The following is a 17,029-nucleotide window of genomic DNA, read 5'->3' as shown; positions in this document are numbered from 1 at the left end:
AAAACTCTTCCGCCTTTAAATGGTTATTTTTAGGCAGATGAATGAGAAGAATACCAAAGTAAAAAAATACCTGAAAAAAGGCCTCAAAATACTGCTGTGGACGGTAGGCAGCATCATTGCCCTTTTATTGATAATTGTAGGGCTGCTACAAGTGCCTTACGTACAAAATATTGTAAAGGACAAGGCTGTAACCTACCTCGAAAATAAAATAGGCACCGAAGTACGTATAGGCCGTATTGAGATAGGCCTGCCCAAAAAAGTACTGCTTAAAGATGTGTATTTTGAAGACCAGAGCGGCGACACGCTGCTATCCGGCAGGCGCCTGGCGGTAGACATCAGCCTTTTTAAGCTGATGGATAATGAACTTGAAATAAACAGCGTAGACCTTGAAGGCATTACCGGCAAAATACAGCGTAATAAAGATGGTGTTTTTAACTTTGACTACATCATAAAAGCTTTTGACAGCGGTAAGCCAAAAGATACCACCGCAAGCACTCCGATGGTGATATCGGTAAACAAAATAAACCTTGACCGGGTTCGGGTTAAATATGACGACGATATAACGGGCAATTACCTTACTGCAAACATCAGGCATTTCGACACTCAATTTAAAGAATTTGACCTTGACAAGCTCAATTTTGATATTCCGAAAATTAACTTAGACGGTGTTACCGTGCGCTTTAAGCAAAGCATGGTAGATGAGATTGCACAAACCACACAAAAAGCCGCCGAAGAAGCCAGTAAGAAACCCAATCTTAGATTGAAACTTGGGGAAATAAACCTGGCCGATATTGACGTAGGCTATGATAATGAAGGCAGTAACCTTGATACCGGCCTTACCCTTAAAAAATTATATGCCAGGGTAAATGAGGTAAACCTAAAAACACAATTGATAGACCTGAAAAATCTTGAGATTGACAACCTTAAAGGCCAGCTGGCTTTTAGCAAAGCCGAAAAACAGGCACAGGAAAAACTACCGGAGCAGAGCGCCGCAGTACAAAAAGCACAGTGGAAATTTAAGTTGGCCAACACCGATATTAAAGATGTCGCCTTTAAATTTGACGACCAGAACAGCGCCCCTGTGGCTAAAGGCATAGACTACAGGCACCTTGATATTACTAATCTTAACCTTGAGGCTAAAGATTTTTCTTACGGGCAGGACACTATTTCGGGCAGCATCGATAAATTTACCGTTAAGGATAATAGCGGCGTTGATATACAGGAGTTGCGCACCACCTTCTTTTACGGGAACAAAGGCGCAAAGCTGGAAAACCTATACCTTGAAACACCTCAAACCCTGCTTAGGGATAAAATTATAGTAAGCTACCCTTCACTTGCGGCCGTTCAAAAGGATATTGCCAGCCTTACTTTGGATGCCAACCTTGATAACAGCCAGGTGGGCTTTAAAGACGTATTGCTGTTTGCACCGCAACTGGCCAATACCACCCCTTTTAAAGGCAATCCTGACGGAAGTATATTTATTGACAGTGAAGTACAGGGTACTGTGGATGACCTGCGTATTACCAACCTCGAACTGCGTGGTATAGGGCGGACGGTAATCGCCGCCAGCGGACGGATTAAGGGCCTCCCTGATGCAAAGAATGCTTACTTTGACCTCAATATACGGGAGTTTCGCTCTACGGCTAAGGACATTAACAGCCTGCTCCCACCGGGTACGCTCCCTGCGAATATACAGATACCGAATACCATAGCATTAAAAGGCAGTTTTACGGGCAGCATCAATAAGTTCCGTACTAACATGAACCTGGGCAGCAGTTATGGCAATGCCAGGATAAAAGCAACGTTTGACCAAACCCATAAAGGGCGCGAAACCTATGATGCCGATGTTGACGTGGCCAACTTTGACCTTGGCAGCCTGATAAAAAACGACTCTATAGGGCACATAACGCTAAACGCCAGGGTTAAAGGCGCCGGGCTTAACCCGCAAACCGCTACAGCTTCGCTAAAAGGTACTGTAGCTAAGGCGGAGTACAACCGTTATACCTACCGCAATTTACAAATAGACGGTAACATTAATAAGGGCGCATTTAAGGCCGTGGCCAATATGAACGACCCTAACCTTGATTTTGACCTTACTGCCGAGGGAGGCTTTAAAGGGAAACTTCCGAAAGGGAAAATCCACTTGAATATAGACATAGCCGACCTTGATAAACTGAACCTTCACGCGGGGCCGTTAAAAATGCGTGGCAATATTGACGGCGATATTGACGATGCCAACCCCGACAACCTTAACGGGAAGATTGCCATACACCACTTTATGTTTGCTAACGAAGGAGGGGAATATGCGCTGGATTCCATTAAAATAGCGGCGGTTACCACGGCAGATACCACAAACATTGGCATCAGGTCACAGTTTATAAACGGGCGCGCCAAGGGGCATTACAAAATATCGCAGCTTCCTGCAGCATTGAAATATACTATTTCCAAATACTACAACACCGGCGTACAGCCGCTTGAAAAACCGGAAGACCCGCAGCAGATAGCCTTTTACCTTAATGTAGATAATGACCCTATAATAAGCCAGATTATTTCCGAAATTACAAGGCTGGAACCTATAAGGATACTGGGCAATTACAACAGCGCTAACGACAGCCTGAAGGTAAACGCAACCATTCCGCGGGTGGTGTACGGCGCTAACACGCTATCGGGTGCAGCGGTAAACATTACCACTACAGATACTGCATTGGTTTACAATGTACGGGTAGACGGCATAGAAAGCGGGCAGTTTAAGCTGGGGGAAACAACAATCGGGGGCGATGTAAAAAACAATGTTGTGAATTACAGGCTGGAAATAGACGACCAGAAGAAAAAACAGCAATACCTGCTTGCCGGTAAGCTTCAGCAAAAAGACGGCAATACAGAGCTGGTGCTCAACCCTGACGGGCTGATGCTTAATTATGACAATTGGCAGGTGGTTGAAGATAACCTAATACGTTTTGGCAAAGGCGGCATTTATGCCAATAACTTTGAGCTGAGCAACGACGGTGGTTCGGTTAAAATACAGTCCGAATCAGAAAGCCCTAACGCACCGCTGGATGTTAGTCTGGATAATTTCCGGATAGAAACCCTTACCAATGCCATACAGAAAGAAGAAACCAAATTTAAAGGCACCATAAATGGTACGGCTAAAGTAAAAAACCTGACTACTACCCCGGTATTTGAATCGCAGTTGGACATTACCGATTTTGCCGTGGCAAAAGACACCGTGGGCAACATCAAAATAAATGTAAACAATGCCATAGCCAATACCTTTACTGCCGATGTAGCCATAACCGGGCAGGTTAATGATGTAAAGCTTAGTGGTAATTATAATACAGCAAGCAGCAGCTTTGACATGGACCTTGACATGCAAAAGCTAAACATGGCCAGCCTGCAGGCGCTTACCTTTGGCGCGCTTAAAGATGCCGACGGATTCCTGTCGGGCGATTTTAAAGTAACGGGAACGGCTACCGACCCTAATGTTAACGGCGACCTTAAATTTAATGATGTAAGCTTCCGCGTTACCCAGCTTAATGCACTTTATAAAGGTATTAACGATAACATCCGATTTACGGATGCCGGTATTGAAATGGACAACTTTAAGATTGAAGACGACAAGAACAACGTACTTACCATAAACGGCGCTATTGCTACTACCGATTATAAGGAGTTTGGGTTTAACATGACGGTTAATGCCGAAAACTTCAGGGCGGTAAACAGTAAGGCAAAAGATAATGATTTTTATTACGGAGACCTGTATTTAGATGCCGCCCTTAATATAAAAGGCACGCTGGCGGCCCCGGTGGTAGACGGCGACCTGCGTATAAACGAAGATACAAACTTTACCGTAGTACTGCCGCAGCAGGACCCCTCGATTGCAGACCGTGAAGGTGTGGTAGAGTTTGTAGATGAAGATAATATTGAGGCCATGCAGCGCCTTAAGATTGAAGAAACCGTTAATAAAACGGCAATGGCCGGTATAAATGTAGCGGTAAATATAGAAATTGTAAAGGAGGCAACACTTAATGTTATTGTAGATAAAGGTAACGGCGATTTCCTTGAGCTTAAGGGCGAAGCCCAGCTAAGTGGCGGTATAGACCCGTCTGGCAAAACAACCCTTACAGGGCGTTATGAGTTTACCGAAGGTTCGTACCAAATGAGCTTTAACTTTATTAAACGCAAATTTGACATCGAACCGGGCAGTTATATTTTATGGACGGGCGAACCTACCCAGGCCACTGTAGGCATCACTGCCATTTACAAAACCGAGACATCGCCTATAGACCTGGTTATGGACCAGCTGGGCGGCTCATCTCCATTAAAATTAAATACATATAAGCAAAAGATACCTGTAAATACGCTCCTTAAAATGAATGGCGAACTACTAAGGCCCGAAATAACATTTGACATACAAATCCCTGAAGGGAATTATAGTGTAGACCCGGCCATAATAAGTACTACAAATGCAAAGCTCGACCAGATACGCCAGCAGCCCAGCGAGCTTAACAAGCAGGTGTTGGCGCTCTTGTTACTAAACAGGTTTATCGGCGAAAACCCGTTTGCAAGCGAAGCAGGGGGCACAAGTACAGAATCGATTGCTCGGCAGAGTGTAAGCAAGATCCTTTCGCAGCAGCTTAATAACCTGGCTTCTGACCTGATTAAGGGTGTTGAGCTTAATTTTGACCTTGAAAGCACCGACGACTATACCACAGGGGTTCAGCAAAACCGTACTGACCTTAATGTGGGGGTATCTAAACAGTTGTTTGACGAACGGCTTAAAGTTACCGTGGGCAGCAGCTTTGGGCTTGAGGGCCCGCAGCAGGCTAATGCGCAAAGCACTAACATAGCAGGAGATGTATCGTTAGACTACCAGCTTACCGCCGATGGCCGTTATCTGGTGCGTGCCTACCGTAAAAACGAATACCAGGTAGCATTGCAAGGCCAGGTTATAGAAACCGGCGTGGCGTTTATTATTACAATGGACTATAACAAGTTCCGTGAGCTGTTTCACCGTAGTGAGGAAGAGAAAAAGATGAAGCAGCGCGAGCGCGCACGTAAACAGCGGGAAAGAGAAGAACGTAAAAAAGAAAAAACCGAAGAGGAACAAAAAAAAGCTGCCAAAGAAGCTTTACCGCCTAACAGCACTAACGATGAAGATGAGAAAGAAAATAAATAATTATATACTATTACTTACTGCGGCATTAGTGGCCATGGCATGCAGTAATACTAAATACCTGCCCGAGGGCGACCTGCTCTATACAGGGGGTGAGGTAACCGTTAAAGACACGCTTATGGACAAAAAAGACCGTAAGGCGCTGGAAAAGGAACTTAAGCCTTTATTACGGCCAAAGCCAAACAGCAACCTTTTTGGCCTCCGTTTTAAGCTATATATTTATAACATAGCGGGCGAGCCTAAAAAAGACCGTGGCTTTAAGCACTGGCTGCGTACCAAGGTGGGCGAACCGCCAGTGTTGTTTAGCCAGGTAGACCTTGACTATAATGCCGACATACTGCAAAACTATAGCGAGAACAAAGGCTTTTTTAAAACCAGGACTTCAGCTGACTCCACGTCGCGTAACCGTAGGGCAAAGGCATTATATACAGTCACTACCGGCAAGCAGTTTAAAATCAGGAATGTGATATTTCCTGACAGTACCGGCAGCCCGCTTGAAAAAGCCATTGGCCGGACGAAAAGGCGTACGCTGCTGAAGCCAGGTGAGCCGTATGACCTCGCTACCATAAAAGCCGAGCGCGAGCGTATAGACGACCGTATAAAAAACCGTGGCTTTTATTACTTTAAACCTGACTATATACTGGCGCGTACAGATAGTACCGTGGGTAACTACCAGGCAGACATTAAGCTTATTGTAAAAGAGGATACTCCGGAAGAAGCCAGGAATATTTATAAGATAGACACTATTATTATTTACCCTAACTATTCGCTTGCCAATAACCAGGACAGCATACGCGTTGCACCGGATGCCGTTGTAAAGTATAAGGATTTTACAATTATAGATTCAGCACACACGTTTCGCCCTATCATTTACGACCGCACGCTGTTTTTCCACAAAGGGGATATTTACAGCAGGCGCGACCATAACCTGTCGCTTAACCGGCTTATTAACCTCGGCACTTTTAAATTTGTAAAAAACGAGTTCCACGCTTCTGATTCCCTTAAAAATACGCTGGATGCTTATTATTACTTTACACCGCTCCCAAAAAAATCAATCCGGATAGAAACTTTGGGTAAAACCAACTCCGCTAACTACAACGGCTCTGAAGTGAGCGTTAACTGGCGCAACCGCAATACCTTCCGTGCCGCGGAACTTTTAACAGCAAAGGTATTTGGCGGGCTTGAGGTACAGGTGTCGGGCCAGAACAAAGGGTATAATGTGTACCGTGTGGGCGGTGAAACCAGCCTTATATGGCCGCGTTTCATTACACCTTTTAAAGTTAAGGACAGCAGCGCTTATGTGCCGCGTACCAAGGCGTTGCTAAGCTACGAATACCAAAAACGCATTAAGCTGTATGCGCTTAATTCATTCCGGGCGCAGTATGGCTACCTTTGGAAACATACGGTATATTCTGAGCACGAGCTGTATGTATCTGACATCAATTACATAAGCCCTGCCAGCGTTACCGACGAATATTACAGGCAGATAAGTGGTTACGACGGCGTGCCCCCTAACCCTGCCCTGCAAAAAGTGATCGACAAGCAGCTTATTTTTGGCCCCACCTACAGCTATACCTATACTAACACGATGCGCAGGCAGCGTAAGCATACATTTTATTACAAAGGCTCACTGGAACTTGCAGGAACGCTAACCGGCCTGGTTATGGGTGCCGATGTAAAAGGTGGAAACGAAAAAAGCATCCTTAATGTGCCGTTTAGCCAGTTTGCAAAAACCGAACAGGACTTTAGGTATTACCTTAAGCTTAACGAAAATTCGCAGATAGCGAGCCGTATCAATATAGGCATAGGGGTACCTTATGGCAATTCTGCCTCGCTGCCCTATGTGCGGCAGTTTTTTATAGGCGGGGTTAACAGTATACGGGCGTTCCGGGCACGGTCTATAGGGCCGGGCAGCTATGATTACCGTACCGAAAATAATACGACTACCGGCTTTTTGCCAGACGAGAGTGGCGACCTTAAGCTGGAGCTGAATACCGAATACCGCACGCAACTGTACCGTTTTTTAAAAGGGGCCGTGTTTGTAGATGTAGGTAACATCTGGCTGTATAATAAGGATGAAGACAGGCCGGGTGCTCAATTTAGCAGTAAATTTATGAACGATCTGGCGGTAGGTACAGGCGCCGGTTTACGCTTTGATTTCAATTTCCTGATATTACGCACAGACCTTGCGTTCCCGCTGCGCAAACCCTGGCTGCCCGACGGCGAAAAATGGGTAATGGATGACATCAACTTTGGCAGTTCAGGCTGGCGCAGAGAGAATTTGGTATTTAACCTGGCTATAGGCTATCCTTTTTAAATTTATTGGCATTGCAGCCATAAATTTAATCCGCCGGTTATATAGTTGTACTATTCAAAGGCTTAATTGTCCGTTTGACACTCTTTATGTTCATCTATTAATGTGCCTGAATGCATGTTGCATAATTTTGCAGAAAAATTATGAAACATAAATTATCAATAAACGGTGTGCTACTGCTGCTTTTAGTTTGTATTAACGCACAGGCCCAATATGCCGTTGAAGACACATGGTATAACAACCCTTTAGGTTTTGAGCCTGTAAAACTGCACACCTCTATGGGCTTCCTGCTACCTGCTGTAGCAGTGGGAACCTGCCTGCTACTTACTAAGAAAGACACTACCCTTGCCAGAAGAATTTCCTTTTATAATGAAACCGGTATGTCCTGGGGTTATAAATATCCGGGCACATTTTTGCCTCAAAATAACACAGGTATTAATTTTGAACTTCGCAAGTGGATGTCTGTGGGTATTGAATTTGATATAGTTGTTCCCCGCGACAACTACAATAACACAACGGGGTTTGCCCTGAGGCCATTTGCCCGTTTTTACATGATAAACAGGCAAAAGGCAAGACTATATTTTGAATCGGGCGGCGGATTTATATGGCTTGCAGAGGAGTTTCCACAGCCAACTGAAAATGATGCGAGGCTGGGTACAAAATTTAACGGCATAACAAAGTATGGGATTGGTTCTGAAATTAATGTTACAAAATCTACAGCCCTACTGTTTGGCATCCGGCATATCCATATATCAAATGGCAATTCAAAAGGTGTGGAGAGAAACCCGTCGCACGACAGTAATGGCTTTTTTATAGGCATCTCGCACAAGCTATGATAAATGGCAAAAATTATGGTGCGGCAAATTATAAAAATCCCCAGTGATGGGGATTTTTTGCTTTATAAATGTGATGTAGATTTGTTAAAACAAACAACATCATGGAAACTACAGAAACACTCTCGCTTTTACTTTATGGAGGCATCAGTTTATTAGGCATAGCCGCGTTTATGCTACTTATCAGAAATTACAGAAAAGCTGATTAAAACAAAAATTCATGTAAGGCTTTGACAGCTAAAACAATAGCATAAAAATCCCCATTGTTGGGGATTTTTTTTTAACATACTGTAGAGTAGCTTTACTAAAAATAAAAAATAAATGGAAAATACAGCCTCACTCTCGCTATTGTTTTACGGAATTATAATTTTAGTAGCAATGATTGCCTTTGTAGTTATAATAAGGAAGATAGGTGAAATAGATACTACACAACCTAACGCTGAAAACGAAATGAAAAAAATTGATAAAATAACTGACATATCTAAGTATGTAATAGTTAGTGTTATCTTATCAACAGTAACTGTTGCAATTAGCGACCAGTTTAAGGAAAGGGATTATGATAAAAATGAAATGGCAGCATTTGATAAGTATATTCCGTATGTGGTTGATACCACCACCATTGACAATAAAATAAACTTATGCGAATTTTTTTGTTACGTAACTCCCGAAGGAGATTTAAAAAAAGGGTGGATGTCGTACAAGAACCATCTGGTAAATAAAAAAGATGCTTTACAACTAATTGACAAAACCAGCAAAGGTATTGACACTAAAACTGCGCCGCTTAACCAAATGGAAATTAAAAAAGCACAGCAGAAACTGTTTGAAAAAGAACAAATACTTGTAAACAATAATATTACGGATAACGGAAGTTATCTTGTAATAATTAGTGCGGATGATAAAAAGTCTGAAGCCGATCATGAAGCACATATATGGAAAGATAAATACAAGTATAATATTAAAACATATAAAAAAGGCAAGTGGTACCGAACGGTAATACCGGTAGATACAGGTTTACAAGACGCAAACAATTTAATTAAGGAAATAAAATTAAAATCTGGGGGAAAGAAGAATCCGTATGCCGTTTCATTTAAAACGTGGTGTATTAATGGAAATTATTCCCAAGCAGAAGGATGTGTAATTTGTAACTAAACAACACAATTAAAATAAAAGCAGCTATCTCTGCTTTTATTTTAATTGTGTTACCTTAATTGCCTCCGGCACCTGCCTGTTCCGCTTTTCGGGACGGATTATCATGCGCAGCGGCTGGTCCATAGAAAAGTAAGACACCATCCAGTTCCAGAATGTGGTAAGGCGGTTGCGGTAGGTTATTAGCGATATAAGGTGGATAAACAGCCACGCCAGCCAGGCAATAAACCCCTTAAAATGCAGCTTGGGCTTGGGTAAGTCTACCACGGCCTTATTTTTGCCAATAATGGCCATAGAGCCTTTATCTTTATATTTAAAGTTAACTAATGGTTGGCCCTCTATAATATTTTTAAAGTTCTTTGCCAGGTGCCTGCCCTGCTGTATGGCCACCTGCGCCACCTGCGGATGCCCCTGCGGAAAATCAGTATCGGCTTCCATATAACAGGTATCCCCTATCGAATAAATATTAGCAGTATTTATAACCTTATTGGTGCCGTCTACTATCATGCGTTTTCCCCTTCCATAGCTTTCGGGCGGCAAACCCGCAAAAATATGGCAGGAAACCCCCGCCGCCCATATCAGGTTCTTAGATTGTATGGTTTCACCATTGCTCAGGTATACGGTATCGTCAACAAAATCTGTTACACGGGCATTCAGCTTTATTACTACGCCAAGTTTTGTAAGGGCTTCATAGGTATCTTTCTGGCTTTGTTCACTCATCGGCGCCAGCAGCGCGTCACCCCCATCTACAAGGTATACATTGCTTGCGCTTGTGGCCAGCTCAGGATATTCTTTGCGCAGCACGCCCCGGCGCATTTCGGCAAACATACCCGAAACCTCTACCCCGGTAGGGCCGCCTCCTGCCACCACGATATTCATATATTTGCGCCGCTCACGGCTGTTTTTATGAAGCGTAGCTTTTTCAAGGCGCTGCAGCAGCTTATTGCGCATTTCTATAGCGTCGTTAAGCGTTTTCATGGGTATGGCGTTCTTTTTTACATTTTCCATACCAAAGTAATTGGTTTCGGCACCGGTGGCAAACACCAGCACATCATACGGCAACTCGCCATTATGGAGTACCGCTATGTTCTCATCCGGCTTTACCATCATAAACTCGCCCATGCGGAAATGGATATTTTCCTTTCCACGGAAATATTTCCTGAACGGGTAGCTAATGGCCGATGGCTCAAGGTAAGCGGTAGCCACCTGGTAAATAAGCGGCGGGAAAAAATTATAGTTATTTTTGTCTACAAGCGTAATATCAAAATCTTTATTGTCCGCCAGCTCGTTTGCCAGGTTAACCCCGGCAAATCCGCCGCCTATTATTACTATCTTCATACAATTATGGTGTTTAAGTAACGCGTTTTAATACTTAAGAAAAGCCCTATAAAGTTAGCACATTACCGGTAAAACACAAAGGCATTGGCACGGCTTTAAGATATTTTATGAATATTTTAATTTAATGAAAATACCCTAAAAATAAGGGTTTAAAAACGGCAGGGCATTATATAGAATTGTTAATATTGTAGCGATTAACTGATGTGTTCTTTAACTTTATCCGATTAAAATTCCTCCCAATACTATTGTTATGAAGAAAGTTTTCAGGAAAGCCACTGTAAAAAGCAGTTTTACCGTTTTAAAAGACACCTTTAACGGTTTTATGGCCGATAAGGGCCTTAAGCTAAGTGCCTCACTGTCGTACTATACGCTTTTTTCACTAGCGCCTATGCTGCTGCTGATTATATCACTCGCCAGTGCGTTTTTTGGCCGTGACGCCATTGAAGGGCGTGTGTTTTTTGAGATACGGGATTTGATAGGCAATGATGCAGCTGCCCAGATACAGCAGGTTATAAAAAACCTGGAACTTTCGGGTAAAACAACATTATCCCTTATTATAGGCGTGCTTACGCTTATTATCGGCGCTACTACTGTTTTTGGCGAAATACAGGACTCCATCAACATAATATGGAAGGTAAAGGCCAAGCCGAAGAAAGGCTGGCTGAAGCTTATTAAAGACCGCCTAAGGAGCGGTTCGATAATAATAGGCCTGGGGTTTTTACTTATTGTTTCGCTGATTGTAAACGGTGCCGTTGTTACCCTTAGCGACCTGCTTAAGCAATGGTTTCCCGATTTTACAATTATTGTATTTAATATTATTAATATTGCAATCAGCTTCCTGGTGGTAACACTACTATTTGGCGTAATATTTAAGGTACTTCCTGATGCCAAGATACGCTGGCGCGATGTTAAGGCAGGCGCCTTTTTTACGGCCTGCCTTTTCTTACTGGGCCGTTACCTTATAGGTATTTATATTACCTCTACCGGAGCAGGGTCTCCATACGGCGCGGCGGGATCTATAATAGTAATATTATTATGGATATACTATACGGCTGCCATACTGTACTTTGGAGCCGAATTTACCCGTGCATTTGCTATTTTTAAGGGACGAAAAATAGAGCCTTCGGAGTTTGCCGTATATGTAGAAATGCGCGAGATAGAAAAAAATGCAGGCTCTGTTACCAATGCTAAGCGAATTGTGCACGATGACGAAGGGCACACGGAGGTTAAACAATAACTTTGCTGTTAACAAAGCAATTCAGAATGATTTATGGAAATCATATAATATGATATTTTAATATAAACAAGAAAAACTCCCGAAATAGGGAGTTTTTTCATAAAATATAATGTAGAATAGTATTATGGCTGAAGCCTGCCTTCAAGGCTGTTGTCATCAACACTGCTGCCTACAATGGCGCCCAGCGCCCATTTTATCATAGATATCATCTTACCGCTTTTAGTATCCCAGTAGTATGCATCTAATGGCTCCACTTTTATCACCGTAGCATCCGGGTCATTTTTGCCTTCTTCAAACCACGTTTTTGCTATGGGTGTCCACACATCTTCTACATGGCCCCTGTCAGTATAAATTATGGCCTTGCCAAAAACAGAGAGGAAGTGCGCATCGGCATTTTTCGCAAAAATAAGCTGTACCTCATCGTCATGTTGAATCTCAAAGTTCTTGTTGCTTTGTTTAGAACTCAGGAACCACAGGTTGCCCTTATCATCCACTTCCAGTACGCTCATAGGCCTTGTGGGCACCGGCCTTACCGAAAGTTCTGTGCAAAACATACACATTTTTATATCCTCGGCCATTTCCTTTAATTTATCAATGGCATCTTTACTAAACAGGTCTTTATGATTTCCCATCTCAATAATTTTTAGTGGTTAAACATCAGTACGTTCGCTTACCCAGTCTACCGCATGGGCATAATCTGCTTTAGGGAAGCCCCTAAACTCGCCTGGCATTATTTTGCTAAAGCCATCGGTAAAAGCCTGCACACCCTCTATATCGGTTATAATAGCCGCACGGTTCCACTTGGTTATGTTTTCCAGGCCCAGCAGCGCGTCCTGAAGCCAGGCGCCAATGGTAAAGTCTTTAGGCGAAGTTTCAAGATACAGCAGGTAATTTAGTTTGCCTGTACGGTCTACAAGGCTGTCTACCTCTTTCCTTACAATAACAAAATCGTCTTTAGTTACTTCTCCGTCTGCACGAAAAGCAACTATGTTATCAGGTACATCATTTATTTGCGTAATCATAGCTACAGGTGTTTTTAATTGTTTGCAATCAAAGTTAGCCCGTAAATATTTAAACGTATGTTAGCAACTTGCTAATAGATAGCTAATGAAATGGTAAAGTTAGCTGGCTTTACATCGCCCTCTCCTACCTAAGGTTTAATCTTCATACCCACAAAGTGTCTTACCGCTACTTTTGGCATCCTCCAGGGTTACTTTTTTTATCTCAGCTTTACACTGAGATAAACCTGTGCATGCTTTATCAAGGTGGTAACGTTTGGCCCCTTTGCTGTCGCAAATGTAAACTTCATCATTCGCTGTATAAGAGGTTAATGTAAAAGTTACCAGCCCAAGTAATAAATATTTTTTCATAGATTATGCAGATTTTCAATTCAAATCAAATATAACAAGTTTATTTATAAAATGTTAGTAGCAGTATTGCGTAATAAAATTAATGCGGTGGAGTTTATCATATTAAATCTTATTTTTGTAAAAAACAGTTTGCCATGAAAACACTATATACATTATTACTTGCCCTGCTTATAACCACCTGCGGATCTAAACAAACCGCACCTGCACCCGTAACGCTTGCCCCATCGCAGGAAAAAGGCCTTGCTATAGGTACTATTACTTTTGAGGGCGATATACCGCTAAATGATATTTACCGCTTTTTTTATGAGGCCACATCAGGCGATAAAAAATTTAAGAAAGCTAATGCCGGCAAAATTATAATTAGTGGGAGAACGGATGGGAAAAGCATGTTTAACGGCGATTTTAATAACAAAAAAAGTTACCTTTTTATAATAGAGCGCGAACCTGGCAATTATGCCTTTAACCAATATGCCTACCTGGACCACCTGGGGCCAAGCGGTACGGTAAGCAGCAGTAAGGAGTTTGCCATACCGTTTGAAATTAAAAAAAGCGAAATTACCTATATGGGTGAACTGGATTATGTAGACCTGATAAAGAAAGGCGATATAAGGATATTTGTGGCCGACTATTATAACAGGGATCTGCCTGAATTTAAGAAAAAATATCCGGAAACAGACTGGGATAAGGCTGTAAACCGTACCCCCACTACCGGAAATACAGCAGACGGCCTTATCGATTTCAGGAATTAAACCAAAACTTTTTTATCAGTTCCGGGTGTTTTTTTAAGGGGGATGCCTCCTGGCCGGCGCTACACATCTTACCACTTTTAAAAATTTGTAAGAAATAAGCTTCAAAAAGTTTATACTACACATTGAAGCAACTAATTATTAGGGGCTTATAGCATGAGAAATCACATTCTTAGACCCAAATGTCATTTTATAAAAAAATGATGTAATGCTAATTAATTTTATAAATATTCTATAATCAAAATATAGATTAATAACAGTCTTCTGCCAAAACCGCATTTTTTTAAGAAATACCTACTTTTAAATTTGTTAGATTTTAACAAGATTATTTGTGTTTTAATTGTTAAAACACAAATGAGTTGTTAATTTAATAAAATTTAACATTTTTAACAGTAATTTATTCAGCCAAATCTTTATTTTTACTTAACCTAAAATCTAAAGTACATATGGAGAAAATTACTTATGACGCAATGCGTAATTACATTATTGATAATGAACTTACCGACAGTGTAGCTATTTCGCTGCATCCAGACAGTTTTGACACACTGGTTATGGATTATCTTGACGCTAACGGCCTGTTGTTGCAACGCCCTTTTGAAATATTGGGCATTGAAATACTGCAGGACAATTCTGGCACTGTTGCTAAAGACACAGTACACATACTGGATACTGTAGAATAATTTTAGTTCATTTTACTTAAAAGTATAACCCGCCCCTCATATAAGGCGGGTTTTTTATTTATATTTTGTAGTTTTATGCAAACACTTTATAAATCTACAATGGCACATTTAAATCCTTACATCCACTTTAACGGCAATGCCGAAGAAGCATTTATGTTTTATAAATCGGTATTTGGCGGTGAGTTTGCTGCGCTAAGCCGCTTTAAAGACCTGTCAAGCCCGGACTATACCGCGCCGGAAAAAGAAGAAAACAAGATTTTGCATGTTTCCCTGCCCGTAGGCGGCGAAAGCTTCTTAATGGGGAGCGATGTGCCCGAAATTTTAGGGCGGGTTAACGAAAACGAAAACCGCAGTAAAATTTCGATAACCGCAGCCAGTAAAGCGGAAGCCGATACACTTTTTAACGGCCTTTCTGCGGGCGGTGCTGTAGAGATGCCTATTGCCGACAGCCCCTGGGGTTCGTACTTCGGCATGTTCAGGGATAAGTTTGGCATTGAATGGATGGTTAGTTTTGAGGGGAAATAGTTTTACCTGAGCCTTAAATTTCGAAATAGTCAAATTGTTACATTTTAAAATTTTCAAATTCCTACATTAACATTCTTTTCCTATTTTTGCACCATGGCAAAACAAGACGATCAATTTAAGAATGTTATTTCGCACGCTAAGGAATATGGCTTTATATTCCAGTCAAGCGAAATTTATGATGGGTTAAGCGCTGTATATGACTACGGGCAAAACGGTGCTGAGTTAAAAAAGAACATCCGCGAATACTGGTGGAAAAGCATGGTGCAGATGCATGAAAACATTGTGGGCATAGACGCCGCTATTTTTATGCACCCTACCACCTGGAAAGCATCCGGACACGTAGATGCCTTTAACGACCCGCTTATAGACAACAAAGACAGCAAAAAACGCTTTAGGGCCGACGTACTGATTGAAGACCACGCCGAGAAAATATACCAGAAAGCGCAAAAAGAAATAGAAAAGGCCCGCGTTAAATATGGCGATGCCTTTAACGAAGAGGAGTTTAAGGCGACTAACGGCCGCGTAAAGGAATACCTTGCCAAAAACAGGGAGATACTGGAGCGCATGGCCCGTAGCCTGGAAACTGAAAACCTGGCCGATGTAAAAGCCCTTATTGAGGAATTGGAGATAGCCGATCCGGATACCGGCTCTAAAAACTGGACCGAAGTGCGCCAGTTTAACCTGATGTTTGGCACCAAGTTGGGTGCGGAGGCGGCTAACGCCATGGACCTGTACCTGCGCCCGGAAACGGCACAGGGTATTTTTGTGAACTTCCTGAACGTGCAGAAAAGTGGCAGGATGAAAGTGCCGTTTGGTATTGCGCAAACGGGTAAGGCGTTCCGTAACGAGATTGTGGCGCGCCAGTTCATCTTCCGTATGCGGGAGTTTGAACAAATGGAGATGCAGTTTTTTGTACGCCCCGGCGAAGAGATGAAATACTATGACTACTGGAAAGAAACGAGGCTAAAATGGCACCTGTCGCTTGGCCTTGGTGAAAAGAACTACCGCTTCCACGACCATGAAAAGCTGGCGCATTATGCTAATGCCGCTGCCGATATTGAGTTTAACTTCCCGTTTGGCTTTAAGGAGCTGGAGGGTATCCATAGCCGTACTGATTTTGACCTTAAGGCGCACGAGCAGTATAGCGGCAAGAAACTACAGTATTTTGACCCTGAGCTTAACGAGAACTATACCCCTTATGTGGTAGAAACGTCGGTAGGATTAGACCGTATGTTCCTTGCGGTATTCTCAACTGCGCTTAAGGAAGAAACCCTTGAAGATGGTTCGGTACGTACCGTGCTTAGCCTGCCGAGTGTGCTGGCGCCCACCAAGGCTGCCGTGCTGCCGCTGGTTAAAAAGGACGGCCTGCCGGATGTTGCCCGCGAAATTATTGAAGACCTCAAGTGGGACTTTAATGTGGCGTATGACGAGAAGGATGCCGTAGGCCGCCGTTACCGCCGCCAGGATGCGCTGGGTACGCCGTTCTGCATTACCGTAGACCACCAGACGCTGGAAGACCAGACGGTAACCATTCGCCACCGCGATACCATGGCGCAGGACAGGGTGAAGATAGCTGACCTTCGCGGTATTATTAACGAGGAGGTTTCGGTTAGGAACTGGCTGTTGAAAACGAAGTAAGAATTTTTGATTATATGAACGCCTCCGGA

The 17,029-nt window shown here is 42.7% G+C and carries 13 protein-coding genes; 9 read left to right on the top strand and 4 right to left on the bottom strand.

Annotated features, from left to right (window positions below):
• Positions 1–19: 19 nt before the first annotated feature.
• The 4 genes from ACLI09_RS16220 to ACLI09_RS16205 all read left to right on the top strand — a co-directional run bounded on the left by ACLI09_RS16220 (position 20) and on the right by ACLI09_RS16205 (position 9,469).
• Positions 20–5,176, top strand: coding sequence for a translocation/assembly module TamB domain-containing protein (locus ACLI09_RS16220; RefSeq protein ID WP_411420693.1), 5,157 nt, complete (start codon positions 20–22; stop codon positions 5,174–5,176).
• Positions 5,157–7,490, top strand: coding sequence for a BamA/TamA family outer membrane protein (locus ACLI09_RS16215; RefSeq protein ID WP_411420692.1), 2,334 nt, complete (start codon positions 5,157–5,159; stop codon positions 7,488–7,490). Before ACLI09_RS16220 ends, ACLI09_RS16215 begins: the two co-directional genes overlap by 20 nt.
• Positions 7,491–7,630: 140 nt before the next feature.
• Complete coding sequence (locus tag ACLI09_RS16210) at positions 7,631–8,323, top strand: acyloxyacyl hydrolase (RefSeq protein WP_411420691.1); 693 nt, start codon at positions 7,631–7,633, stop codon at positions 8,321–8,323.
• A 318-nt stretch (positions 8,324–8,641) separates the two neighbouring features.
• Positions 8,642–9,469 carry a hypothetical protein gene (locus ACLI09_RS16205; RefSeq protein ID WP_411420690.1) on the top strand — a complete coding sequence of 276 codons (828 nt, stop codon included), beginning with the start codon at positions 8,642–8,644 and terminating at the stop codon, positions 9,467–9,469.
• Between the two features lie 36 nt (positions 9,470–9,505).
• On the opposite strand, the gene ACLI09_RS16200 is transcribed toward ACLI09_RS16205, so the two are convergent.
• Entirely contained in the window at positions 9,506–10,804 is a 1,299-nt protein-coding gene (locus ACLI09_RS16200) for an NAD(P)/FAD-dependent oxidoreductase (protein WP_411420689.1), read from the bottom strand.
• A 250-nt stretch (positions 10,805–11,054) separates the two neighbouring features.
• On the opposite strand from ACLI09_RS16200, the gene ACLI09_RS16195 reads away from it, so the two are divergent.
• The gene (locus ACLI09_RS16195) at positions 11,055–12,041 is read left to right on the top strand and encodes a YihY/virulence factor BrkB family protein (RefSeq protein ID WP_411420688.1); all 987 of its coding nucleotides are present in this window, start codon (positions 11,055–11,057) and stop codon (positions 12,039–12,041) included.
• Positions 12,042–12,163: 122 nt separating this feature from the next.
• Here the strand turns inward: ACLI09_RS16195 and ACLI09_RS16190 are convergent, their stop codons facing one another.
• The 3 genes from ACLI09_RS16190 to ACLI09_RS16180 form a co-directional block, all read right to left on the bottom strand.
• Positions 12,164–12,673 (bottom strand): pyridoxamine 5'-phosphate oxidase family protein, encoded by a 510-nt coding sequence (locus tag ACLI09_RS16190; protein WP_411420687.1) that lies wholly within the window; start codon positions 12,671–12,673, stop codon positions 12,164–12,166.
• 18 nt (positions 12,674–12,691) lie between these two features.
• A complete protein-coding gene (locus tag ACLI09_RS16185; protein WP_411420686.1) occupies positions 12,692–13,063 on the bottom strand; it encodes an STAS/SEC14 domain-containing protein in 372 nt (123 codons plus the stop codon).
• Between the two features lie 135 nt (positions 13,064–13,198).
• Positions 13,199–13,411 carry a hypothetical protein gene (locus ACLI09_RS16180; RefSeq protein WP_411420685.1) on the bottom strand — a complete coding sequence of 71 codons (213 nt, stop codon included), beginning with the start codon at positions 13,409–13,411 and terminating at the stop codon, positions 13,199–13,201.
• A gap of 134 nt (positions 13,412–13,545) precedes the next feature.
• Between ACLI09_RS16180 and ACLI09_RS16175 the strand changes: the two genes are divergently transcribed.
• The 4 genes from ACLI09_RS16175 to ACLI09_RS16160 all read left to right on the top strand — a co-directional run bounded on the left by ACLI09_RS16175 (position 13,546) and on the right by ACLI09_RS16160 (position 17,000).
• The gene (locus tag ACLI09_RS16175) at positions 13,546–14,160 is read left to right on the top strand and encodes a hypothetical protein (protein WP_411420684.1); all 615 of its coding nucleotides are present in this window, start codon (positions 13,546–13,548) and stop codon (positions 14,158–14,160) included.
• Positions 14,161–14,603: 443 nt separating this feature from the next.
• Positions 14,604–14,837: a hypothetical protein gene (locus ACLI09_RS16170; protein ID WP_411420683.1), complete on the top strand. Its 234-nt coding sequence runs from the start codon at positions 14,604–14,606 to the stop codon at positions 14,835–14,837.
• Positions 14,838–14,936: 99 nt separating this feature from the next.
• Complete coding sequence (locus tag ACLI09_RS16165) at positions 14,937–15,362, top strand: VOC family protein (protein WP_411420682.1); 426 nt, start codon at positions 14,937–14,939, stop codon at positions 15,360–15,362.
• A 93-nt stretch (positions 15,363–15,455) separates the two neighbouring features.
• Positions 15,456–17,000, top strand: a complete 1,545-nt coding sequence (locus tag ACLI09_RS16160; RefSeq protein ID WP_411420681.1) for a glycine--tRNA ligase — start codon at positions 15,456–15,458, stop codon at positions 16,998–17,000.
• Positions 17,001–17,029: the final 29 nt, after the last annotated feature.

Source organism: Flavobacterium sp. RHBU_24, from assembly GCF_046613695.1.
Lineage (GTDB): Bacteria > Bacteroidota > Bacteroidia > Flavobacteriales > Flavobacteriaceae > Flavobacterium.
The sequence above is the reverse complement of the archived record's forward strand: the minus strand, read 5'-3'. Positions and strand labels throughout refer to the sequence as shown.

Coding starts and splice junctions, on each gene's coding strand:
- ACLI09_RS16220 (WP_411420693.1), top strand. CDS start 20: ATGGTTATTTTTAGGCAGATGAATGAGAAGAATACCAAAGTAAAAAAA.
- ACLI09_RS16215 (WP_411420692.1), top strand. CDS start 5,157: ATGAGAAAGAAAATAAATAATTATATACTATTACTTACTGCGGCATTA.
- ACLI09_RS16210 (WP_411420691.1), top strand. CDS start 7,631: ATGAAACATAAATTATCAATAAACGGTGTGCTACTGCTGCTTTTAGTT.
- ACLI09_RS16205 (WP_411420690.1), top strand. CDS start 8,642: ATGGAAAATACAGCCTCACTCTCGCTATTGTTTTACGGAATTATAATT.
- ACLI09_RS16200 (WP_411420689.1), bottom strand. CDS start 10,804: ATGAAGATAGTAATAATAGGCGGCGGATTTGCCGGGGTTAACCTGGCA.
- ACLI09_RS16195 (WP_411420688.1), top strand. CDS start 11,055: ATGAAGAAAGTTTTCAGGAAAGCCACTGTAAAAAGCAGTTTTACCGTT.
- ACLI09_RS16190 (WP_411420687.1), bottom strand. CDS start 12,673: ATGGGAAATCATAAAGACCTGTTTAGTAAAGATGCCATTGATAAATTA.
- ACLI09_RS16185 (WP_411420686.1), bottom strand. CDS start 13,063: ATGATTACGCAAATAAATGATGTACCTGATAACATAGTTGCTTTTCGT.
- ACLI09_RS16180 (WP_411420685.1), bottom strand. CDS start 13,411: ATGAAAAAATATTTATTACTTGGGCTGGTAACTTTTACATTAACCTCT.
- ACLI09_RS16175 (WP_411420684.1), top strand. CDS start 13,546: ATGAAAACACTATATACATTATTACTTGCCCTGCTTATAACCACCTGC.
- ACLI09_RS16170 (WP_411420683.1), top strand. CDS start 14,604: ATGGAGAAAATTACTTATGACGCAATGCGTAATTACATTATTGATAAT.
- ACLI09_RS16165 (WP_411420682.1), top strand. CDS start 14,937: ATGGCACATTTAAATCCTTACATCCACTTTAACGGCAATGCCGAAGAA.
- ACLI09_RS16160 (WP_411420681.1), top strand. CDS start 15,456: ATGGCAAAACAAGACGATCAATTTAAGAATGTTATTTCGCACGCTAAG.